A 21,625-nucleotide genomic window follows, 5' to 3' on the forward strand; every position below is an offset into this window, starting at 1 on the left:
ATCCTGCTTGATTCTTGCCTATTTCTACAAAGCGGCCAGAACCACAACAAAAGAGAGACAATGCAGAGCCGCTACGCCGACCTCGCCGCCAAGCTGACCCGTCACGTCACAGCCCCCGGCATCACCCCCTCTCCGGTGGAGCAGGTGAACCTTATCTACACCACCGAGTACCACGGCCGCACCCCTGTGCTCTACCAGCCACGCATGATAGTGATCTTGCAGGGGCACAAGGTGGGCTATCTGGCGGATCAGGTGTTTCGCTACGACCCCAACCACTACCTGCTGATGACGCTGCCGCTGCCGTGCGAGTGCGAGTGTTTCGCCTCCCCCGAGCAGCCTCTCATCGGCTTCTCTCTCGAGATCGATCTGGTCACCCTGCAGGCACTCTTGCTGGAGCTGGGCGACGCCCTGCCCGCCCCGGCCCCGCAGAAGAGCGGCGTGCATTCGGTGCCCCTATCGGAGGCCATGTTCTGCGCCGCAGAGCGGTTGATCGACCTGATGGACAAGCCCCACCACGCCCGGGTGCTGGGACCGCAGACGGTGCGGGAGATGCTGTTCTACGCCCTGCACGAGGGCGGCGGCCCGGCGCTGCAGGCGCTGGCCAACCGTCACAACCATGTGGGCCAGATCGCCCGTGTGCTGCGTATGATAGAGTCGCGCTTCGCCGACAACCTCACCATGGAGGAGCTGGCGCGGGAGGTGAACATGAGCGTCTCCGCCTTTCACCACCACTTCAAGGCGGTCACGGCCACCTCGCCGCTGCAGTACATCAAGTCGTTTCGCCTGCACAAGGCGCGCATCATGATGCTGCACGACGGCATCAAGGCCGGTGCCGCGGCGGCCAGGGTCGGTTACGAGAGCAACTCCCAGTTCAGCCGGGAGTACAAGCGCTTCTTCGGCAGTACGCCGACGGATCAGGCCTCCCGCTTTCGGGATGGCCAGCTGCGCATCATCGAAGGATAACCAGAGAGGAATGACTCATGCGTGCACTGCTTTGCCTGCTCACCGCCCTGCTGCTGACGGCCTGTACCGGCGTGGCCGAGGGCATACGCCCCGTCACCGGCTTCCAGCTCGATCGCTACCTCGGCACCTGGTACGAGATAGCCCGCCTGGACCACAGCTTCGAGCGGGGGCTGGAAGAGGTCAGCGCCAGCTACAGCCTGCGTGACGATGGCGGCGTCAGGGTGATCAATCGCGGCAAACAGAGCGATGGCAGCTGGCGCGAGGCCGAGGGCAAGGCCTACTTCGTCGACAAGCCGGACGAGGCGCGGCTCAAGGTGAGCTTCTTCGGCCCCTTCTACGGCGGCTACAACGTCATCGATCTGGACCCTGACTACCAGCTCTCCCTGGTGACCAGCTACAACCACGACTACCTCTGGATCCTCTCCCGCTCCCCCAAGCCGCCGAAAGCCAAGGTGGATGTGCTGATCGCCAAGGCCAAAGGGCTGGGTTTTGCCACCGACCAGCTGATTTGGGTCAAACAGCCGGGATAAGCGCCATAAATGGCAAAGGGCAGCCCGCGGGCTGCCCTTTCTGTTGATGGAGTGGCGGGATGATCAGAGCCGGAAGCGGCCTATCTCCTGCTCCAGCCGCTCGGTCAGCGCCTTCAGCTCGGCGGCCTGGGCCGCCTCCTGATTGGCCTGCTCGGCCAGCTCCTGGGAGACGTGGCGTATGTTCTCGGTGTTGCGGCTGATCTCGCTGGTGACCGAGGTCTGCTCCTCCGCCGCCGCCGCTATCTGGGTCGCCATATCGCTGATGGCGCCGATCGCCTCGTTGATCTGCCCCAGGCTCAGATTGGCGGCTTCCGCATCCTCCACGCTGGTACCCGCCAGCTGACGACTGGTTTCCATGCCCCCTACGGCGCGACGAGTGGTCTGCTGCAGCGTCTCTATCATCTGCTGGATCTCGTCGGTGGAGTCGTGAGTACGGCGCGACAGCACCCGCACCTCGTCCGCCACCACGGCAAAGCCGCGCCCCTGCTCACCGGCCCGAGCCGCCTCGATGGCAGCGTTGAGCGCCAGCAGGTTGGTCTGCTCGGCGATGCCGCTGATGGTGGCCAGAATGCCGCTGATCTTCTGGGCGTGGGCATCCAGCTCCACAATGATCTGGCTGGCATCGGCCACCTCGTCCGCCAGCCCTGTGATACTGCGCTGGCTCTGGCCGACCTGGGACTGACCGGCGACGGCCAGCTTGACCGCATCGCCGGAGGTGGTGGCCGCGAACTCGGCGTTGCCGGCAATCTCCTGGGTGGCGGAGGCCATCTCGGTCACCGCGGTCGCCACCATGACGATCTCGTCCTGCTGCTGGCGCACCCGCTGGCTGCGGGCCTGGGCACCGGCCGCCTGGGTGCGGGACTGGGCCGTCAGCTCCAGGGTCACGTCACGCAGGCGGCTGACGATGCCGTGCAGCCGCGCCACGAACTGGTTGAAACTCTCAGCCAGCTGGCCCACCTCGTCCTTGCTGCGGGTATTGATGTGGACCGTGAGATCCCCCTCGCCGTGGGCTATGTCGTGCAAGGCCCCGGCCACCCGCCCCAGATCCTGGAACAGAAACTTGAAGGTGCTGGTCAGCACCAGGCCAAATACCAGGATCAGGCCGGCACTGATGAGTGACAGCTCCCACAGCAGGCTCTGCAGCGGCGCCATCAGCACATCCTCATGCATCACCATGGCCAGCAGCCAGTCGGTGTTGGGAATGGGCAGCACCAGCATCTGGGCATCCCGTCCGCCGATCTGCACCAGCTGCAGGCCGCCCTGCTGGCTCATGCTCACCAGTCGGCCGGCATCCAGCTCAGGTGCCAGATCCTGGCTCTTCTTGAGCGCCAGCGCCTTGTCCGGGTGGGCGACTATGAGGCCACCCTTGTCCAGCAGCATGGCATAGCCATCCCCCTGTACCCGCATCGCCAGCACATCCTTGATGAGCTGTTCCAGCGCCAGGTTGGCACCGACCACCCCGGCCAGCCGGCCCTGCTGCATCACGGGCTCGGCCAGGGTCACCACCAGTTGCTGCATGGTCACGCTGACATAGGGTTCGGTGATGATGAGCTTGCCCGCCTTGACCGCGTCCTGATACCAGGGCCGCTCGCGCGGGTCATAGTTGCCCTTGTTGAGGGAGGGATCGTTGCGGGTCATCACCCCCTCCTCCGAGCCGTAGTAAGCCAGCCCGAAGCCGCCGGAGCGCAGGGTCTGCTGCAGATGGGGCACCAGTTCGGAGGTCGGGTGGCTGGCGATGACCTCGACCTGGGCGGTCAGGCTCTCGCGCCTGTCCTGCATCCATTTGCCTATCCCCTCCGCGTAGGCGCTGGCATAGTTGCGCGCCTCGCTGTCGATGGCGCTCAGGGTCTGGTTTTTCAGGGTATAGAAGGCGGTCATGCCCAGCAGGCAGACCGTGATCAGGACCACGCCAAGACTGGTGGCCAACAACTTGCCGCGAAGGGAGAGATTCATGGGATATCCTTATGGCTGTCTCAATGGCGTCAAACAAAGCTGCACGCCCTGTGTGGACTATATCGACAGAAAATCCCGATCCATGAATTTCAATCCGTTGATTTTAAATGAATCAGTAAGTGAAACCTGGCAATGCCCCTTGCCATCCGGCATGGGAAAATCCCCGCAAAACCCCGGCCGATGCCCCCTCAGCAGGTGTAAAAAAGGCCACCTCCAGTAGGTGGCCAGCGTGCATTCAACCCGCAGAAAAATGCGCTAGCGCACCCGGGCTATGGCGGTGTTGAGCCGCATGTTGCCGGCATCCAGGCTCGGGGTCTGGCCGTAAAAGTCGAACTCCAGCTTGACCCCGGGGCGGAACAGCAAGCAGTGGGTCGAGCCGCCGAAGTGGAACATGCCGAGCTGATCCCCCTTCTTCACCCTGTCCCCCGCCCGCACAGTGATGTCGCAGCTCGATACCTCGGCCATGCCCACAGGCACCACGCACATCAGCCCGATTTTGGGATTGTCGGCTTCGATGAAGATCAGCGCCCGGGTTGCCACCGAGGTGAGGAAGGGCTGCGAGTTGTTGGGGGCGCTGGGATCCGCCCCCTGCGGGTCGACAAAGCCCTCGAACTGGTTCTCCAGATAGTAGGTGCCGTTGACCACGCGCACCTTGCGAATGGTGCCGCTCACCGGGCTGTGCCAACGGTGATAGCTGAGGGCGCTGAGGAAGGCCTGATACACTGTGCCGCCGTCGAAGCGAGGCGCCAGATCATCGAAGTCGAGCATGTTGTCCAGCGAATAGGGCTGACCCTTGAGCCAGAACTGATCGCTGCTGCTCACCTCTTTTCTCACCTGCAGCGGCGCCGATTCGCAGGCGTTGACGATGACGTTGTCATCCGCCGGCGCCGAGACAGGCCGCACACCGGGGCGGAAGGTGCGGGTGAAGAACCCATCCCAACTGCCGAAGCCATGATACTCGGCCGCCGGATCGCACTGGAAGATCTGCTCAAAGCTGGCTGGCGTGGGATTGGGGCCCTCACCCAGGGCGCCGGTCGCCACCTTGACCATTTCGGCCTTGGCCACCTTGCCGAGCCAGGGCACCACCAGTGTCTCATGATCCAGCCGGCTGACCGGCTCGTTCAACACGTAGCGTGAAGCCGGGCTTTGCAGAAACAACGCCCAGTAATCGAGGATCTTCTTGAACTGCTGGTTGATCAGGGCGTTGGCGAAGAAGTGATAACCGGACTGGGTCGCCATGGGCCAGTCGAGCAGCGCATTGATGGGAAAACCTATGAGGCCGGAGGGCTCGTGCGTCGGAATGTCCTGATACGCCTCGGGGGCCGTGGTCATGATGCCGTTGAGCAGCCCCAGAAACTCCTCGAAGGATCGCACCTCGACCTGACCGAGCGGGGTCAGGTGCTTGTGGCGCCAGGCCTCCTTGAACATGGCTTCGGCCTGGGCGTGCAGCGAAGGGTCGGCGTTGACCAGATCCCGCAGCTCGGCGATGGGCGGCACAAGCGCGCTCGGCTGGTTGGCGACATAGTGCCTGATCCGCCGGATCCAGCGCTCGATATGGGCACTATCCTGTGGCACCCAGCCGCCGGGGCGAGACTTGTTCAGTCGGGTTTCAACTGCCTTGTTCATGAGTCTATCTCCTCAAATGATGTTCACGCCCACAATCCACGGCTTGAGCATTGGCTACCGGTTTGCCATCAACACGCAATGACACCGCCCATGTGGTGTAGCACACGAGCCCGTGAAGCACGATTGCCAGAAACGACAGGGCAAATTGGCGCAATAACGACTAGCGGTCAGGGGCGGTGCGGGATCTGAAGGGAAAGAGGCGCCGGGAACGGGCTGACGCCGCCGTAAAACGGCAACCATAGGAGCAGGTGTGACGGGAGGAAAACCGGGAACGCAGAAATGCGAAAAGCCAGCTCAATGAGCTGGCTTTTCTGAAAATGGCAGGGGCGGCAGGACTCGAACCCGCAACCATCGGTTTTGGAGACCGCTGTTCTACCAATTGGAACTACGCCCCTGCAACAAACGAGGCGAATTATACAAAGCCGGGTTCAAAGGTAAAGGCTTTTTTCTCACTTTCGATTCGATTGCACAAATGACGAGCAACTCGCGGCAATTTTCGCAGCCTGACGGGGTAACTTGCTGTATTTACAGCCTTGTCAGGGTAGGAAAGCCACATAAATGGGGGTAGGGTTAAGTCTGGATCCGGGAGGCTACTCATGCTCAATTACCGCTTGCTCCAACAACTGGCACCGCTCAACTTCAGGGATGAACGCAAGACGGAGTCCCTGCCCGACTATCTCGACCGGGTCGCGCCGCGAGTGCCCTTCATTCCCCACAGCGTGCTTTCCCAGTGGATTTATCGCCATTGGCGCGGTTTTGAGTCCAACTGGAGCTTTATCGACCTGGCCCGTCACCAGTTCGAGTGCGAAGCCTGGCCCACGGAGCAGATCGTGACCCAGGTCAGCTCCCGCCATATGGAGGTGATCGAGCGCTGGGGCGAGATGCTGCGCCACAATCGTTACGTGCGTCGATCCTGGCTCGGCGAATACATGCTGACCCAGGGCACCTGGTCCGAACCCATCATAGTGCTGGCCCCCGCACCGGATAGCCGCTACCCGGACGGACAGCCGCTGCCGCAACCCTATTGCCTGCTGGAAGGGCACCACAGACTCGCCTATCTGCGCTGCATGGCCGAAGATGCCCTGCCCCTGCAAACGGAACACAGCGTGTGGGTTTGCCGACCCGTTCACGACACTTAAACGTTTTCCCGTGCAAATCTTGCCTTTGAAATAAATTTTTGACAATTCAAAATGCGACTCTATAATCTGTCCGGTTTTGAAAAAGGTCGAGACGAGACGATGCAGTTTTTGATTCAGAAAACAGCCTTGCAGACGGGTGGAGCGCACCAGAGCGGCCCCGTTGTTTCCGGTTCCCGACCCACAGATCCCCAGTTATTTTTAAAAAAAGCCCCTGTTTCAGGGGCTTTTTTTTGTGCCCGAAAAACCTTCATTGATGTCAAAGGGAATGCAGACGATGACCAATCCACTCTATAAGAAACATGTCATCTCCATTTCGGACCTGACCCGGCCCGACATGGAACTGGTGGTCGCAACCGCACAGCGGTTGAAGGCCGAGCCCGACACCCGCCTGTTGAAAGACAAGCTGGTTGCCAGCTGCTTCTTCGAAGCGTCCACCCGCACCCGCCTCTCGTTCGAGACCGCGGTTCAGCGCCTGGGTGGCAACATCATCGGCTTCGCCGACGGTGGCAACACCAGCGCCAAGAAGGGCGAGACCCTGGCCGACTCCATCAAGATCATCGGCTCCTACTCGGATGCCGTGGTGATGCGTCACCCGAAAGAGGGTGCCGCCCGCCTCGCCTCCGAGTTCTCCCGGGTGCCTGTCATCAACGGCGGTGACGGTTCCAACCAGCATCCGACCCAGACCCTGCTCGACCTCTTCTCCATCCATGAGACGCAAGGCAAGCTGGACGGCCTCAACGTCGCCTTCGTCGGTGACCTCAAGTACGGCCGCACCGTCCACTCCCTGGCCCAGGCCCTCAGCCTGTTCAACTGCCGCTTCTTCTTCATCTCGCCGGAAGCGCTGGCGATGCCGGACTATATCTGCGAGGAGCTGGAAGAGAAGGGCATCCAGTTCAGCGTGCACGAGACCATGGAAGAGGTGATGCCTGAGCTCGACATCCTCTACATGACCCGGGTCCAGAAAGAGCGCTTCGACGAGACCGAATACAAGCACATGGCCGCCAAGTTCGTGCTGGAGCTGGCCACCCTGGAAGGGGCCAAGCCCACCATGAAGATCCTGCACCCCCTGCCCCGCGTCGACGAGATCGAGGTCGCGGTCGACAAGACTCCCCACGCCTACTACTTCCAGCAGGCGGAAAACGGGGTCTACGCACGCCAGGCACTGCTGGCTCTGGTACTGAACGAAACCGTCTAAGGGAAAAGGGGAACATCATGTCCGAGAAGAATCAACTGCAAGTCGAAGCCATCCGTCACGGCTCCGTCATCGACCACGTCCCCGCCGGCCAGGGCATCAAGATCCTCAAGCTGTTCCAGCTGATCGAGACCCAGGAGCGGATCACCGTCGGTTTCAACCTGAAATCCGGCGCGCTGGGCAAGAAGGATCTCATCAAGATAGAGAACACCCGCCTGACCGCGGAACAGGCCAACCAGCTGGCCCTGTTTGCCCCCAAGGCAACCGTCAACATCATCGAAGACTTCGCCGTGGTGAAGAAGCACCAGCTGGAACTGCCGGAGTTCATCACGGGCGTGTTCCACTGCCCCAACTCCAACTGCATCTCCCACAACGAGCCGGTGGACAGCTACTTCCGGGTGCGGGAGGTGAAAGGCGTGGTGCGCATGAAGTGCAAATACTGCGAGAAGTCCTTCACCCAGGACATAGTCAGCGAACGTTACTGATATCTGAATGGGCCCTGTGGGGCCCATTTTTGACCCCTGTCACATCACAGATTTTCCGTTTAGCTATAATTTGCCATCCTATAAAGGCTAAACATCGCTCATTCCCTGCCTCACTCCTTTCCATCAGAACTTTTAGCTATTAAAAGGCATTGGTGGCAGATTTCGAGCGATAGCCTTCGGTCACAGTCAAAGGAAATCGCCGTGGTCAAAACCCTCAGTCGTCCCGTTGAACAAGAGCCCGATCTGGCCCAGCTGGATGCCTGTCGCCAGATCATCGGCCAGCACTGCTACAGCACCCAGGAGGAGATCCGCCGCGAGCTGGCGGAGCGCGGCTTTGCCGACATCAGCCAGTCCACCATCTCCCGTCTGCTGCGCCGCCTCGGCGTGGCCAAGGCCCAGAATGCCAACGGCAAGAAGGTCTACACCTTGGTGGACGAGCAGCTGGAGCCCGCCGGCAGCACCCGTTCCATCCACGACATGGTGCGCGAGGTGGTGCACAACCAGCAGATGGTGTTGATCCACACCACCCCGGGCGCCGCGACTGTGGTGGCCCGCCTGCTGGATCGCAACGCCAATCCCGAGATCATGGGCGCCGTCGCGGGCAACGATGTGGTTCTGGTCGCGCCGCGCCACATCAGCCGCACCCGCCTGGCCCACGCGGCCGTGGTGCGTACCCTGGAACAGGCGCGCTGACGTTTTCCCCCTGAATGCACAAGGCGACCCCGGGGTCGCCTTTTTGTTGTCTTGCCCACCTGATTGCGGGCTCATGTAAGGGGAGCGCCGGACTCCCCGTCCTGTCTTGTTTCTCGGCCATAAAAAACGGGAGCCACTGGCTCCCGTTTCATGTCGTCTTTCACCTGTTATGCCAGCACGGCACCCAGGCTCAGGCAGGCTACGATCAGCACTGTCAGGATGCCGAGCAGCGGTGCCACCCACTTCAGCCAGCGTACATAGGGCACCTTGGCGATGGCCAGGCCGCCCATTACGACGGCGGAGGTCGGGGTCACCAGGTTCACCAGGCCGGAGGCGGACTGATAAGCAGTCACCACCAGCTCGCGACCCACGTTGGCGAAGTCGGCAAGGGGCGCCATGATCGGCATGGTCAGCACGGCCAGACCGGAGGAGGATGGCACCAGGAAGGAGAGCACCAGCTCCAGCACGAACATCACGTTGATGAACACTACGGTGGAGAGGCCGGTCACTATCCCTTCTGCGCTGTGCAAAATGGTGTGAGTGATCATGCCGTTGTCCATCACCACTACGATACCGCGAGCGATACCTATGATGAGGGCCACACCGAGCAGGTCACGGGCACCGTCGATGAAGTTGGAGGTCAGCTCCTCCTCGCTCATGCGGGAGATGACGCCGACTATGATGGCGGCGGCCAGGAAGACGCCGGAGATCTGCGCCATCCACCAGCCGAGCACGGCCACCCCGTAGATCATCACGGCGAAGGCGGCGACGAAGATACCCAGCACTATCTTGCGAGTCAGAGTGAACTCCAGCATCTGGTCGCTCTTGTTGCCGAGGAAGTGGGCACGGTTCTCTTCCCACTTGTCAGCCACCAGGGACTTGCTGGGGTCGTTGCGCACCATCTTGGCATAGCGCATGACATAGGCCACGCACAGCAGCCAGCCGGCAATCAGCATGGCGACGCGCAGCCAGATACCGTCGGTGAAGGAGATGCCGGCGGCGTTGGCGGCGATCACGGTCGCAAACGGGTTGATGGTAGAGCCCAGAGTACCGATACCTGCGCCCAGCAACACGGTCGCGGCGGCAACCACGGGGTCGAAGCGGGCGGCCATCATCACGGGGACCAGCAGGGTATAGAAAGGCAGCGACTCTTCAGCCATGCCGTAGATGGTACCGCCTGCGGCGAACAGCGCCATCAGGATCGGGATCATCCACTCTTCACGGCCGCGCAGGCGGTCGGTAACGCGCTCTATCCCGGCATCGATGGCACCTGTCTTGGTCACAATGCCAAGAAAACCACCGATGATCAGGATGAACAGGGAGACGTCGATGGCGCCAGCCTGATAGGTGTCATGGTTGTAGAGACCGTCGATGGGTGCCAGCAGCACGTCGACTATCCCCTGGGGATTCCCCTCTACCAGCTTGTAGGTTCCGGCCACCGGCACTTCCTTGCCGAGGGCGTCGTTCATGATCATGTCGTATTTGCCGGCTGGCACTACCCAGCTCAGGGCGGCCACCAAGGCGATCAGCACAAACAGTATGGTGTAGGCTGATGGGAACTTGAATTTGGTCATGGTCCAGCTTCCTTCTGTGGTGTGGTATCCATGCAAGCTGCGGGTCGTAGGGTTAGAGGTATTATGCCGCCGTCACATGGTCGAAAAGCCGGGGGTCGCCCCCCGGCACCACTACTGCGACCTTAGTCGCCCAGCGTAGCAACCATCACTGCCTTGATGGTGTGCATCCGGTTTTCGGCCTCGTCAAACACGATGCTGTGCTCGGATTCGAACACGTCCTCGGTCACTTCCAGACCTTTCATCCCATATTTGTCAGCCACTTCCTTGCCCATGGTAGTTTCATCGTTGTGGAACGCCGGCAGGCAGTGCATGAACTTCACATCCGGGTTCTTGGTGGCGTTGATGACATCCATGTTGATCTGGTACGGGGTCATCAGTTTCACCCGTTGATCCCAGGCTTCTTTCGCTTCGCCCATGGAAACCCAGACGTCTGTGTAGAGGAAGTCGGTACCCAGCACGCCCTCTTTCACATCCTCGGTCAGGGTGATGCGAGCGCCTGTCTCTTCGGCGATCAGGCGGCACTTGGCAACCAGTGCTTCTTCCGGCCAGAAGGCTTTCGGTGCGACCAGGCGGATGTCCATGCCCATCTTGGCGGCGCCGACCATCAGGGAGTTGCCCATGTTGTTGCGGGCATCACCCAGGTAGGCGAACTTGATTTGATCCAGACGTTTGCCCTTGCCGTGCTCCAGCATGGTCATGAAGTCGGCCAGGATCTGGGTCGGGTGGAATTCGTTGGTCAGGCCGTTCCAGACAGGGACACCGGCATAGGCACCCAGCTCTTCCACGATTTCCTGGCCGTAGCCACGGTATTCGATGCCGTCATACATGCGGCCCAGTACACGTGCTGTGTCCTTCATGGACTCCTTGTGACCGATCTGGGAACCGCTTGGGCCGAGGTAGGAAACCTGGGCGCCCTGGTCGAAGGCCGCCACTTCAAACGCACAACGGGTACGGGTGGAGGTCTTCTCGAAGATCAGGGCGATGTTTTTGCCGGTCAGGTGCTTGCGCTCATAGCCACCGTACTTGGCTTTCTTCAGGTCGATGGCCAGGTCGATCATGTATTGGATTTCGCGCGGGGTGAAGTCCAGCAGTTTCAGGAAGTTACGGTTACGCAGATTAAAAGCCATGATGAGTTCTCTCTATATTTGTTCAGACCAATTTGGGCAGTGTTATTGACTACGCATACACAGTACAAACTTGTTCAGGCCCCATTCGGGCAGTGTTGTTGACTAGGCATTCACGGTGCGGGTGGCAACGATATTGGTGCCGGCTTCACCCTTGAGGATGGCCAGGCCATCTTCCAGAGAACCGATCCCGACCATGCCGCCGGTCGCCTTGACGAATTCGCAGGACGCTTCGACTTTGGGCCCCATGGAGCCTGCGTCGAACTTGACGCCAGCCAGTTCGGCCGGGCTGGTGACTCGTAGCGGGTGCTGGGTCGGTTTGCCCCAATCCAGGTAGACGGCATCGGCGTCGGTCAGGATCAGCAGGGCATCGGCCTTGATCTGCTTGGCCAGGTAGGCGGCAGACATGTCCTTGTCGATGACGGCTTCGATACCGGTCAGGCACTGGCCATCCCAGGTCACGGGAATGCCACCACCACCGGTACAGATGATAAGGTGTCCCTGGGCGATCAGGGTTTCGATGGCATCGCCTTCAACGATGCGCTGGGGCAGCGGAGACGGCACCACGCGGCGGAAGAACTTGCCGTCGGCCTTGACCACCCAGTGCTTCTCTTCGGCCAGGATGCGGGCTTCGGCTTCGTCATAGACGGGTCCGATAAATTTGGTCGGACTGGCAAATGCCGGATCCTTGGGATCGACCTGCACCTGGGTCAGCAGCGCGGTGACGTTGCGGCTCGGCATCAGGTTTTTGAGCTCCTGGATCAGCATGTAGCCGATCATGCCCTGGGACTCGGCACCCAGCACATCCAGGGGATAGGGCGCGACCTTGGTATAGGCGCTGTTTTGCAGGGCCAGCAGGCCGACTTGCGGGCCGTTGCCATGCACCAGCACCACGTTGTACTCCTGAGCGATCAGGGCGATGGTCTTGGCGGCGGTGGCGATATTCTTGCGCTGGATATCCGCTTCAAGGGGCTCACCACGACGGAGCAGGGCATTGCCACCCAGGGCGACGACGACAGTTGGTTTTTTCATGAGTGTTGATCTCGAGTCTTGGTATCTGTGGCGCCAGCCTCTGCCGGCGCCACGCCGTCTTGTTAGATGCCGTCACGTTCCATCGGGCAGCTCATGCAGCGGGCGCCGCCGCGGCCACGACCCAGTTCTTCACCCGGGATGGAGAGAACTGTGATGCCGGCCTTGTCATATTTCTCGTTGGTGTAGGTGTTGCGCTCATAACCCACGACCACGCCAGGACGCACCGTCAGCACGTTGTTGGCATCGTTCCACTGTTCGCGTTCGGCTTCGAAGGTGTCACCACCTGTGGTGATGAGCTTGAGCTGATCCACACCCAGCGCCTTCTCGATGGCGGTCACGAAGTAACCCTCTTCCTTGATGTTCATGCCGGTGGCACCGCCCGGAGTCAGACTCCAGCAGTTCACATCCTTGCGGATGACTTCCGGATAGACGGAGAAGGTGTCTATGTCCATGTGGGTCATGACGGTATCCAGGTGCATGCAGCTGCGGTGTTTCGGCAGTTGCATGGCGATGACCTGTTTGGCCTGACCGTGTTTGAACAGGCTGCGCGCCAGGTGCTCGACCCCTTGCGGCGTGGTGCGCTCGGACATGCCGATGAGCACGGCGCCACGGCCGATGACCAGGACGTCACCCCCTTCGATGGTGGAGTTGTCGTAGTCACGATCCTCGTCACCGAAGTACTTGATGAAGTCCTGACCGGCAAACTGCGGGTGCCAGCGGTAGATGGCCTTCACATGGTTGGTCTCGCGGCGACGGGCGGCCTTGGCCATGGGGTTGATGGAGACGCCACCATAGACCCAGCAGGAGGTGTCACGGGTAAAGAGATGATTGGGCAGCGGCTCTATGATGAAGTCGGTCGGGGCGTGCATGCCCACTACCATGTTGACGCCGCTGTAAGGCATCTCTGAGTAGGTCAGGCCACCGGAGAGAATGCGGGCCAGTTCGCGGTGCGGCATGTCAGCCAGGAAGCAGCGCACGTCGTTGGCAAGGGAAGAACCGAGGCGATAATCGGAGACCTGATGTTGCAGCAGCCAGGTTTTGGCTTCCGGCACATCCAGAGTCTCAGCCAGCAGGTTGGTCAGCAGGAAAACTTCGACATTCTGATCGCGCAGTACCTGAGCGAATTTGTCGTGCTCCTGACCGGCGCGTTCAACCGACAGGACATCATCAAACAACAGGTCCTGGCAGTTGGAAGGGGTCAGACGCTTCAGACTGAGGTTGGGGCGGTGCAACATGACACGGCGCAATTGGCCAACTTCAGAACCTACATAAAATTTGCTCATGATTATATTCCGTCTAGCAGTGGTCCCTGCGAGTGATTGAATAGATTCCTTCTATTCATGCTCGTGGCTAAGGCGGGATATTCTTTATGTAGGGTACTCAGCTTGTGTTCTATCCTGCCCTTGCCTTTCGAGACCGAGGTTAGACCTGCCAATTACGATAAACTTAGACATTGATCACATTCACTCTGAACTGAATAAAATCACGGTTTATTCTTTGATGAGGATAACAGAACTGACAATCTCTCATTCAGACACCATGCATTAACACGCATTAATCCACGCTTTTATTTCATATTTCATCCTATTTCATTCACGACCTATATCTACTAAGGGATATAACAAAAAACAAAAAACCATTATTTTCAAAGTGATATAAAACATAAATTCGTCACCTGAATTTAATATGCATTAAACTGAATTTTTCACTGGTTTTTAAGGGATGGGCACCGAGATAAATAGTCATAAGCAGGCGAGGCGCTGAATAATCTGCTTCTTGTCCCAGATCATGGCATTGTGCCAAAGCCGCCGCCACAGGCTCACGGCACAAGTTGTCAGCAACATGCCTGTTATATGGATATGCACAAAGCCCGCATCTTGGTCATGTATTTCTCAGCGACCCCGCTACACCCTCTTTTCAAACTTTTTTCATTCGTTGAATTTATTTCATAACCTTGCGTCACGGGCCGGCTCGGCTTAACTCAGAAAGTGATCCAGATCACGCCGTGTTCTGTCACCAAGGAGATAGCCATGAAGATCAAGTCACTGTTCCTGTTCGCCGCCCTGATCCTGCCCATGACCCCATCGCTGGTCAGCGCTGAGGGAGCGCCCGCCATACCCATGGTGGTCTGCCATGTCGACCAGGCTCCCCAGATGCTGGTCCCCGAGTACGTGTGCCAGTGGTACGGCGGCAGCCAGCACTACTGAAAGTGAGAGCCCAAGAGGAGGTCACCTCCTCTTGGCTTGTCATGCTTCAACCCCCTCCTATACTCAAGGCAGCTATTTTTCATAGGGATAGGAGATAGTCATGATCCTGTTGGTCGGTGGAGAGAAGGGAGGGAGCGGCAAGAGTTGTCTGGCCCAGAATCTGGCGGTCTACCTCAGAACCCGGTTTCATGGCGAAGTGCTGCTGGTCGATTGTGACCCGCAACGCACCACCTCGGACTGGATCCAGGAGCGCAACGACAACCCGGATCTGCCCCAGATAAACTGCGTTCAGCTCTACGGCAATATTCGCAACGACCTGCTCAGCCTGAAGAACCGCTATGACTATGTCATCGTCGACTGTGGCGGCCAAGACAACCGGGCGCTGCGCTCCACCATGGCGGTAGCCACCCATGGCCTGATCCCGCTGCGGCCCAAACGCCGCGATCTCAAGACCCTGCCACACATGGAAGATCTCATCACCACCTGCAAGATGGTCAATCCCACCCTCAAGGCCGCCGTGGTGCTGACCCAGTGCCCGGCCCTGCCCAACCAGGTAAAACGGATCCTGGAGGCCAAGGAGGTATGCGCCTCGTTCGGGGTCGATGTGCTGAACGCCATCACCTATGGTCGCAATGTCTATGACGACAGCGAGGAGAAGGGCCTTTCCGTCATGGAGATCGAACCCGATGGCAAGTCGGCCGAGGAGATCCGGGCCATCGCCAAGGAGTTTTTGGAGCTGGAGGTGTGAGATGGGCCTTGCCGACCTGAAGAAGAAACACAATCTGCATCATCAGAAGAAGTTCACCATAGACGAGTTCATCGAGGATGCGGACTTCTATGCCAAGGGCAAACCCAAGGTGGTCAGCCTTGAGCTGAACCTTCATAGAGAGGAAGCCCTGACGGCACTCGCCTTTATCGAAAGCGGCGACTACCTGAAGCCCAGCTATAAAAAAGCCACCTTCTCCCTGAGCACGGCCGCCATCGACGAGCTTGGCAGCCTGACCCAGCAGGACGGCATGAACAAATCCCTGTTGCTGCGCCTGTTCACCCACTATTTCTCTTCACTGAGCCCGGAAGAGCGTCAAACCATCTATGAACGGCTGCAGGAGCACAGCTGACCCACCATATTGGTAGTCATTCTCACCTTTTCGGCGACCACACATCTGCCTCTTCCCCCTTTCTGAACCCGAGTTAAACGACGTGTGAGACATTCGCCATCCCCCCTGTGAGCCAGACGCCGAAAAAGATCCCGCGATAGTCGGAAGATAGGATCCAAAAACCTGAACATTTAAGACTCAACCATATGATTTTAAATCATAAAAATCACAACAAGTTTCTTGCGTAACGAGATGCGTAAAAACGTTTTTCATGCTGCCGTTGTCGTCCCCTGCGAAATCCTTATAGTTACTCATGCACGGACGCAATGAAGTCGGTCAGGAAGACTGGCTGCCAGGGTTGGGCAAATGGACTCACCACAGGATGTGGTAAAGGACACCTCCCAGGACGGAGAAAGTGCGACGGGAATGGATGACTCGTCAGGCCATGATGGCTAAAGGACACCCCAAAGGATTGGGAAGGGGAAACCTAAAGGAAGAGGTATAGTCAGGGATTGCAGGGAGCAACTTCGTTCAAGGACATGAGCGATAAGACTATCGGGGGCGACGCAAGTCGCCCCCATCTTTTTGGCCTTTTTTACCTGGGCCACACCTCCAGATGCCGTTATTCCAGCCGGAAGTGCCCCACTATCTCCCTCAGTCTGTGATAGGTCTGCTGCATCGAAGCCGAGCTGGTCACTGTCTCTTCTCCATTGTGCGTCAGCTGACGGATCACCTCGGCGATGGCGCTCATGTTGCGATTTATCTCTTCCGCTACCGCACTCTGCTGTTCGGCCGCCGTGGCGATGTGGCTGATGAGATCGTTGATCTCCACCACCTCGCCTGCCATCAGGTCCAGCGACTCGTTGACCTTGGTGGTATTCTCGGCGGCCCCCTGACAGCTCTGCTTGGTGTTGCTCATGGCCTCCACCACTGTGCGGGTACCTCGCTGCAGACTGGCCAGCATGGTCTGGATCTCGGCGGTGCTCTTCTGGGTGCGAGCCGCCAGCGAGCGTACTTCGTCCGCCACCACAGCGAAGCCGCGTCCCTGCTCACCGGCGCGAGCCGCCTCTATGGCGGCATTGAGCGCCAGCAGGTTGGTCTGTTCGGCAATGCTGCCGATCACCCCGAGCACTGAGCCAATCTGCTGCACATCCTGCTGCATGGCTTCGATGGAACGGGCTGTTTCCTCCACCTCGTCCACCAGCGCCATCACGCTGGCCATGGCCTGATCCACCACCTGGCGGGACTGGCTTGCCAGCTGCTGGCTCTGGCCGGTCAGCTGGGCCGTGCTGGCGGCACTCTCCGAGACGGAAACCGCGGTGCGGCTCATCTCGTTGATGGCGGTCACTACCTGCTCGGTCTCACGCACATGATCCGCCAGCAGGGATTGCGCAGCCCCGGTCTGGCTGGCCAACCCCTCGATACCGTTGTTGAGCTGGCCACTGGCCTGCCGCACCTCCCCCATCATCTCCTGCAGACGCTCGATGAAACGGTTGATGCCGGCCGAGATCTGGCCCAGATCATCCGTACTGGTCACCGTCAGACGGCGGGTCAGATCGCCACTGCCACGAGACAGCTCCAGCACCAGATCCCGCAGCGAGAGGATGGGACGATAGGCGACATTGAGCGCCAGCATGGCCAGCAGCAATACCAGCACGGCGACCGCCAGCAGGGCCATGACGATCTGGCCATTGAGCGCCTGGGTCATGGTGCGGATGTAGTCGAGGTCTATGTAGCCGGTCAGCGTCCAGCTGCTGCCGCGAATATCCAGCTGGTTGGGGCGTGATTCGCTCTCACCCTGCGGCTTGCTGCTGTAGAGCACATTGCTCTGACCGTCGGCAAGGGAGAAGTAGCGCCCCTCCCCGCTCACCTTCTCCAGCAGGTTCTTGAACTCGCTCATGTCGAGGTAATAAAGGTAGGCAGAGTCGGCACCACGCGGTACCAGGATGGAGATGACGGGTTTGCCATCCAGCTGCTGCAGCGGGCTGACGGTGATCCGGTTGTTCACCTCAGGGATCAGCTTGCGCAGGGCGTCGACCCTGGCCGTGTCGTTGATGACGCCGCTCACGTCGAACGCCATGTCGCCGATCACCTTGACGATATTGTGAAAGCCGGTCTCCTCCAGGGTCTTCTTGACGTTGGTCACCCCGAAGTTGAGGTTGGCCGCCAGCAGGATTTTCTGATTGATGTCCCCCGCCAGCTTCTCTTTGACCAGGGCTATCTGTTCGTTGATGTTCTGGGTGGCCTGAGTGCGAATGTAGCCACTGATGAAGTGATTCACGCTGAGCCAGGCGGTGCCGATGGTGACCAGAATGGCCAGCAGCAGCAAGACGTAAATCTTGACCTTGAATGGCATGGGATCCCTCCAGAAGAGAGGGCCGGCATGGCCAGCCCCCTCTGCCAATCGTTATTTCTTCTTGGCGTACTTCATGGAGTCCAGGGCCACCGCCAGTATGATGATGCCGCCCTTGATGATGAACTGCCAGTAAGGGCTGACTCCAATATAGGTCAGACCATAGTTGATCAGGGTGAAAATGAGCACGCCCGTGATCACCCCGGCAACCGTACCCACGCCACCGGCGAAGGAGACACCGCCCACCACGCAGGCCGCGATGGCATCCAGCTCATACATGAAGCCCAGGTTGTTGGTGGCACTGCCGATGCGGCCCGCCTCCAGCATGCCGCCGAAGGCGTAGAAGACACCCGCCAGGGCATAGATCATCACCAGGTTGACCGCCACGTTGACGCCGGAGACCTTGGCCGCCTCGGGGTTGCCGCCGATGGCGAAGATGTTTTTGCCAAAGCGGGTCTTGTTCCACAGCACCCAGACAAAGACGCTGGCGATGGCGGCATAGAAGGTGAGATAGGATAGCTTGAACCCTCCCAGCTTGATGAAGCCCTGCGCGAAGCTCGAGAAGCGAGGATCGAAGCCGGCCACCGGTGAGGCGCCCACGGAATCAAAATAGAGGGAGTTGATGCCGTAGACGATGATCATGGTACCCAGGGTGGTAATGAACGGGGTCACATTGAGATAGGCCACGATCAGACCGTTGACCAGGCCTATCAGGGCACCCACGGCACACACCAGCAGGATCACCACAGGAATGGGCACCTCCCCCAGGCTGGGGAACACCTTGTTGACGTTGGTCAGCGCCTGCAACATGGTGGCCGCAATCAGCGCCGCCAGGCCAACCTGGCGACCGGCCGACAGATCCGTGCCCTGAGTGATGATGATGCCCGCCACCCCCAGCGCTATGATGACCCGCACCGAGGACTGGGTCAGTATGTTGCTGAAGTTGGTGAGGCTCAGGAAGGATGGCTCCTTGATCACTATGATCATGAGCAGCACCAGCAACACCACATAGATGCCGTTCTCTTTGAGCGCCTGCATCAGATTGAAATTTTTAGCCGACTCCATAAATGTCTTCCTGTCTCTAAAGGTACAGAGATGCCAGGCGCAGTATCTCGCTCTGGTCAGTTTCTTTGGTATTGACGATCCCGGCGACCCGGCCATTGCTCATCACCATGATGCGATCCGTGATCCCCAGCAGCTCGGGCATTTCGGACGAGATGATGATGATGCCCTTGTCCTTCTTGGCCAGCTCCAGGATGAGCTGGTAGATCTCGAACTTGGCACCCACGTCAATCCCGCGAGTCGGTTCATCCAGCATCAGGATCTCCGGCTGGGTCAGCAGCCAGCGGCCGATAATGACCTTCTGCTGGTTGCCACCGGACAGGGAGCCGATCTGGGTCTGCTGGGTCGGGGTCTTGACACGCATGGAGTCGATGACCCACTGGGTATCGCTCTTCATCTTGTTGTTGCTGAGCAGCCCCATGGAACTCTTGTAGCTGTCCATGTTGGCGATCAGGGAGTTGAAGGCGATATCGAGGCGGGAGTAGATGCCGGTGGAACGGCGCTCTTCCGTCACCAGCGCGAATCCGTTCTGGATGGCCTCGTGCGCCGTGTGATTCGCCACTACCTTGCCGTGCAGCTTGATGACGCCCTCGTTGCGATCGCGAATGCCGAACAGGGTCTCGACGATATCGGTACGCTTGGCCCCCACCAGCCCGGCGATGCCGAGGATCTCCCCCTTGTGCAGATCGAAGGTGATGTCCTGGATGGAGGGCTGGTTCTTGGCCGTCAGATGCTCCACCTCGAGGATCACCTCTTTCGGCTGGTTGGTTTTTTCCGGGAAGCGCTGGGTCAGTTCACGGCCAACCATCATGCCGATGATCTGATCCATGGTCATGCCCTCGAGCGGCTGGGTCGCCACCCACTGGCCATCCCGCAATATGGTGATCTCGTCACACAGCTGGAAGATCTCTTCCATCTTGTGGGAGATATAGACGATGCCGCAGCCCTTCTCTTTCAGCTTGTTGATGATCTTGAAGAGATGATTGACCTCTTTCTCGGTCAGGGAGGAGGTCGGCTCATCCATGATGACGATCTTGGCATCGTAGGAGAACGCCTTGGCGATCTCGATCATCTGCATCTGGGACACCGAAAGCGTGCCCACCTTGACCCTGGGATCTATGTCGATATCCAGCTCGTCGAAGATGTGCTTGGTGTCGTCATACATCTTGCCGTGGTCGATGAACCAGCCCTTGGTGGGATAGCGACCGAGCCACATGTTGTCCATTACAGTGCGTTGCAACACCAGGTTCAACTCCTGGTGCACCATGGAGACGCCATTCTCCAGCGCCTCTTTGGAGGAGGTGAAGTTGATCTCCTGTCCCTTGAAGAAGATCTTGCCCTCATCCTTCTCATAGATGCCGAACAGGCATTTGAGCAGCGTGGATTTTCCTGCCCCGTTCTCGCCCATCAACGCATGCACAGAATGAGGACGGACCCGTAAATTGACTTTATCGAGTGCCTTGACGCCAGGAAAACTCTTACTGACGTCAATCATCTCCAACAGCCATTCTGATTGTTGCTGTGTTGTCATATCAGCCATCACATCTGGTTGAAAAAAGGGCAAGGGGATCTCCCTTGCCCTGGAGGGGGGGAATTACTCGAATTGGGACAGGTTGTCTTTATCCACACCGACGTAGGCAACACGGACGACCTTGTCGACTATGTTCCACTTGGTGCCTTCACCGGCCGGCTTGCCTTCAGCCAGGTTCTTGGTCAGCTCGAAGGTGGCCTTCGCCTGGTTGGCCGCATCGTTCAGCACTGTACCCGCCATGGCACCGCTCTTGACCATGGCCAGGGCTTCCGGCAGGGCATCGACGCCGAACACCGGGATGGCGGTCTTGCCTTGCGCTTTCAGAGATTCAACGGCACCCATCGCCATGCCGTCATTGTTGGCGATGACCACTTCGATCTTGCTGGCGTTGGGGCCGGAGATCCAGGCGTCCATCTTGTCCTTGGCCATGGCGGTATCCCACATACCTGTATCCATGTGCAGCTGTTCGGTTTTGACGCCACCGTCGTTCAGGGTCTTGATGACATAGGTGGTACGGGCTTCCGCATCCGGGTGGCCCGGCTCGCCCTTCAGCAGCACGAACTGGATGACGCCATCCTTGTTCAGATCCCACTCAGGATGGGCTTTCCAGTGTTTGGCGATCAGCTGACCCTGGATGATGCCTGACTCCTTGGAGTCGGTACCCACGTAGTAAGCCTTCTCATAACTGGCCAGATCGGCAGCGCTCGGCTCCTTGTTGTAGAACACCACGGGCACATCTTCGCCACGGGCTTTCTCGATCACGACAGGGGCCGCCGCCGGGTCAACCAGGTTGATCGCCAGGGCCTTCACCCCTTTGGCCAGCAGCACGTCGATCTGATCGTTCTGCTTGGACTGGTCATTCTGGGAGTCATTCATCAGCAGCTCCACACCCGGGTTTGCCGCTGCTTCCTTCTCGATTGCCTTGCGCACCACAGCCATGAAGTTGTCATCGTACTTATAGACTGTCACCCCGATACGGGTTTCGGCATGGGCAGTGGCTCCTGCCATCAGGCTCATCAGCACGGCGGCAATTGTCGTGATTTTTTTCATTGTTATGCTCCGAT

General features: G+C 59.1%; 19 protein-coding genes and 1 tRNA gene. 9 read left to right on the plus strand and 11 right to left on the minus strand.

Features of this window, described 5'->3' with window-relative positions; genetic code table 11:
- The first annotated feature begins 60 nt into the window (after window positions 1-60).
- A complete protein-coding gene (locus IU367_RS20725) occupies window positions 61-963 on the plus strand; it encodes an AraC family transcriptional regulator (protein ID WP_043142706.1) in 903 nt (300 codons plus the stop codon).
- Window positions 964-980: 17 nt separating this feature from the next.
- A complete protein-coding gene (locus IU367_RS20730; protein ID WP_274452969.1) occupies window positions 981-1,493 on the plus strand; it encodes a lipocalin family protein in 513 nt (170 codons plus the stop codon).
- A gap of 63 nt (window positions 1,494-1,556) precedes the next feature.
- Here IU367_RS20730 and IU367_RS20735 read toward each other — a convergent pair whose 3' ends face one another.
- The 3 genes from IU367_RS20735 to IU367_RS20745 form a co-directional block, all read right to left on the minus strand.
- Complete coding sequence (locus IU367_RS20735) at window positions 1,557-3,446, minus strand: methyl-accepting chemotaxis protein (protein ID WP_274452970.1); 1,890 nt, start codon at window positions 3,444-3,446, stop codon at window positions 1,557-1,559.
- A gap of 255 nt (window positions 3,447-3,701) precedes the next feature.
- Entirely contained in the window at window positions 3,702-5,072 is a 1,371-nt protein-coding gene (locus IU367_RS20740; protein ID WP_043554166.1) for a phosphatidylserine decarboxylase family protein, read from the minus strand.
- A 318-nt stretch (window positions 5,073-5,390) separates the two neighbouring features.
- Window positions 5,391-5,467: transfer RNA gene (locus IU367_RS20745), tRNA-Trp, on the minus strand.
- A gap of 201 nt (window positions 5,468-5,668) precedes the next feature.
- Between IU367_RS20745 and IU367_RS20750 the strand changes: the two genes are divergently transcribed.
- From IU367_RS20750 to IU367_RS20765, 4 genes are all read left to right on the plus strand, one after another.
- Window positions 5,669-6,211: a hypothetical protein gene (locus IU367_RS20750; RefSeq protein ID WP_274452972.1), complete on the plus strand. Its 543-nt coding sequence runs from the start codon at window positions 5,669-5,671 to the stop codon at window positions 6,209-6,211.
- A gap of 274 nt (window positions 6,212-6,485) precedes the next feature.
- Entirely contained in the window at window positions 6,486-7,406 is a 921-nt protein-coding gene (gene pyrB / locus IU367_RS20755) for an aspartate carbamoyltransferase (protein ID WP_181003674.1), read from the plus strand.
- 17 nt (window positions 7,407-7,423) lie between these two features.
- A complete protein-coding gene (gene pyrI / locus IU367_RS20760; protein ID WP_005318436.1) occupies window positions 7,424-7,888 on the plus strand; it encodes an aspartate carbamoyltransferase regulatory subunit in 465 nt (154 codons plus the stop codon).
- A gap of 201 nt (window positions 7,889-8,089) precedes the next feature.
- Window positions 8,090-8,581 (plus strand): arginine repressor, encoded by a 492-nt coding sequence (locus IU367_RS20765; RefSeq protein WP_042870238.1) that lies wholly within the window; start codon window positions 8,090-8,092, stop codon window positions 8,579-8,581.
- A gap of 167 nt (window positions 8,582-8,748) precedes the next feature.
- Here IU367_RS20765 and IU367_RS20770 read toward each other — a convergent pair whose 3' ends face one another.
- The 4 genes from IU367_RS20770 to arcA form a co-directional block, all read right to left on the minus strand.
- Complete coding sequence (locus IU367_RS20770; RefSeq protein WP_043142720.1) at window positions 8,749-10,155, minus strand: YfcC family protein; 1,407 nt, start codon at window positions 10,153-10,155, stop codon at window positions 8,749-8,751.
- Window positions 10,156-10,277: 122 nt separating this feature from the next.
- The gene (gene argF, locus IU367_RS20775; protein WP_042870242.1) at window positions 10,278-11,282 is read right to left on the minus strand and encodes an ornithine carbamoyltransferase; all 1,005 of its coding nucleotides are present in this window, start codon (window positions 11,280-11,282) and stop codon (window positions 10,278-10,280) included.
- A 102-nt stretch (window positions 11,283-11,384) separates the two neighbouring features.
- Window positions 11,385-12,311 (minus strand): carbamate kinase, encoded by a 927-nt coding sequence (arcC, locus tag IU367_RS20780; protein WP_274452973.1) that lies wholly within the window; start codon window positions 12,309-12,311, stop codon window positions 11,385-11,387.
- Window positions 12,312-12,373: 62 nt separating this feature from the next.
- Entirely contained in the window at window positions 12,374-13,594 is a 1,221-nt protein-coding gene (arcA, locus tag IU367_RS20785; protein WP_042870246.1) for an arginine deiminase, read from the minus strand.
- Window positions 13,595-14,341: 747 nt separating this feature from the next.
- Here arcA and IU367_RS20790 point away from each other — a divergent pair.
- From IU367_RS20790 to IU367_RS20800, 3 genes are all read left to right on the plus strand, one after another.
- Window positions 14,342-14,518, plus strand: coding sequence for a hypothetical protein (locus tag IU367_RS20790; protein ID WP_103472280.1), 177 nt, complete (start codon window positions 14,342-14,344; stop codon window positions 14,516-14,518).
- Between the two features lie 100 nt (window positions 14,519-14,618).
- Window positions 14,619-15,266: a nucleotide-binding protein gene (locus tag IU367_RS20795; protein WP_043142728.1), complete on the plus strand. Its 648-nt coding sequence runs from the start codon at window positions 14,619-14,621 to the stop codon at window positions 15,264-15,266.
- A 1-nt stretch (window position 15,267) separates the two neighbouring features.
- Window positions 15,268-15,636, plus strand: coding sequence for a hypothetical protein (locus IU367_RS20800; RefSeq protein ID WP_043142730.1), 369 nt, complete (start codon window positions 15,268-15,270; stop codon window positions 15,634-15,636).
- Window positions 15,637-16,237: 601 nt separating this feature from the next.
- Here the strand turns inward: IU367_RS20800 and IU367_RS20805 are convergent.
- The 4 genes from IU367_RS20805 to mglB are packed head-to-tail and all read right to left on the minus strand — an operon-like array spanning window position 16,238 to window position 21,611.
- On the minus strand, window positions 16,238-17,971 hold the full coding sequence (locus IU367_RS20805; RefSeq protein ID WP_274452974.1) for a methyl-accepting chemotaxis protein: 1,734 nt from the start codon (window positions 17,969-17,971) through the stop codon (window positions 16,238-16,240).
- A 51-nt stretch (window positions 17,972-18,022) separates the two neighbouring features.
- Window positions 18,023-19,033 (minus strand): galactose/methyl galactoside ABC transporter permease MglC, encoded by a 1,011-nt coding sequence (gene mglC / locus IU367_RS20810; protein ID WP_042870254.1) that lies wholly within the window; start codon window positions 19,031-19,033, stop codon window positions 18,023-18,025.
- Between the two features lie 16 nt (window positions 19,034-19,049).
- Window positions 19,050-20,570, minus strand: coding sequence for a galactose/methyl galactoside ABC transporter ATP-binding protein MglA (gene mglA / locus IU367_RS20815; protein WP_043142972.1), 1,521 nt, complete (start codon window positions 20,568-20,570; stop codon window positions 19,050-19,052).
- A 54-nt stretch (window positions 20,571-20,624) separates the two neighbouring features.
- The gene (mglB, locus tag IU367_RS20820; RefSeq protein WP_043142734.1) at window positions 20,625-21,611 is read right to left on the minus strand and encodes a galactose/glucose ABC transporter substrate-binding protein MglB; all 987 of its coding nucleotides are present in this window, start codon (window positions 21,609-21,611) and stop codon (window positions 20,625-20,627) included.
- Window positions 21,612-21,625: the final 14 nt, after the last annotated feature.

Source organism: Aeromonas bestiarum (assembly GCF_028751155.1).
Classification (GTDB): domain Bacteria; phylum Pseudomonadota; class Gammaproteobacteria; order Enterobacterales; family Aeromonadaceae; genus Aeromonas; species Aeromonas bestiarum.

Bases quoted from the DNA above. Each gene is read 5' to 3' on its own strand.
- IU367_RS20725 (WP_043142706.1), top strand. From the start codon at position 61: ATGCAGAGCCGCTACGCCGACCTCGCCGCCAAGCTGACCCGTCACGTC.
- IU367_RS20730 (WP_274452969.1), top strand. From the start codon at position 981: ATGCGTGCACTGCTTTGCCTGCTCACCGCCCTGCTGCTGACGGCCTGT.
- IU367_RS20735 (WP_274452970.1), bottom strand. From the start codon at position 3,446: ATGAATCTCTCCCTTCGCGGCAAGTTGTTGGCCACCAGTCTTGGCGTG.
- IU367_RS20740 (WP_043554166.1), bottom strand. From the start codon at position 5,072: ATGAACAAGGCAGTTGAAACCCGACTGAACAAGTCTCGCCCCGGCGGC.
- IU367_RS20750 (WP_274452972.1), top strand. From the start codon at position 5,669: ATGCTCAATTACCGCTTGCTCCAACAACTGGCACCGCTCAACTTCAGG.
- pyrB (WP_181003674.1), top strand. From the start codon at position 6,486: ATGACCAATCCACTCTATAAGAAACATGTCATCTCCATTTCGGACCTG.
- pyrI (WP_005318436.1), top strand. From the start codon at position 7,424: ATGTCCGAGAAGAATCAACTGCAAGTCGAAGCCATCCGTCACGGCTCC.
- IU367_RS20770 (WP_043142720.1), bottom strand. From the start codon at position 10,155: ATGACCAAATTCAAGTTCCCATCAGCCTACACCATACTGTTTGTGCTG.
- argF (WP_042870242.1), bottom strand. From the start codon at position 11,282: ATGGCTTTTAATCTGCGTAACCGTAACTTCCTGAAACTGCTGGACTTC.
- arcC (WP_274452973.1), bottom strand. From the start codon at position 12,311: ATGAAAAAACCAACTGTCGTCGTCGCCCTGGGTGGCAATGCCCTGCTC.
- arcA (WP_042870246.1), bottom strand. From the start codon at position 13,594: ATGAGCAAATTTTATGTAGGTTCTGAAGTTGGCCAATTGCGCCGTGTC.
- IU367_RS20790 (WP_103472280.1), top strand. From the start codon at position 14,342: ATGAAGATCAAGTCACTGTTCCTGTTCGCCGCCCTGATCCTGCCCATG.
- IU367_RS20795 (WP_043142728.1), top strand. From the start codon at position 14,619: ATGATCCTGTTGGTCGGTGGAGAGAAGGGAGGGAGCGGCAAGAGTTGT.
- IU367_RS20800 (WP_043142730.1), top strand. From the start codon at position 15,268: ATGGGCCTTGCCGACCTGAAGAAGAAACACAATCTGCATCATCAGAAG.
- IU367_RS20805 (WP_274452974.1), bottom strand. From the start codon at position 17,971: ATGCCATTCAAGGTCAAGATTTACGTCTTGCTGCTGCTGGCCATTCTG.
- mglC (WP_042870254.1), bottom strand. From the start codon at position 19,033: ATGGAGTCGGCTAAAAATTTCAATCTGATGCAGGCGCTCAAAGAGAAC.
- mglA (WP_043142972.1), bottom strand. From the start codon at position 20,570: ATGGCTGATATGACAACACAGCAACAATCAGAATGGCTGTTGGAGATG.
- mglB (WP_043142734.1), bottom strand. From the start codon at position 21,611: ATGAAAAAAATCACGACAATTGCCGCCGTGCTGATGAGCCTGATGGCA.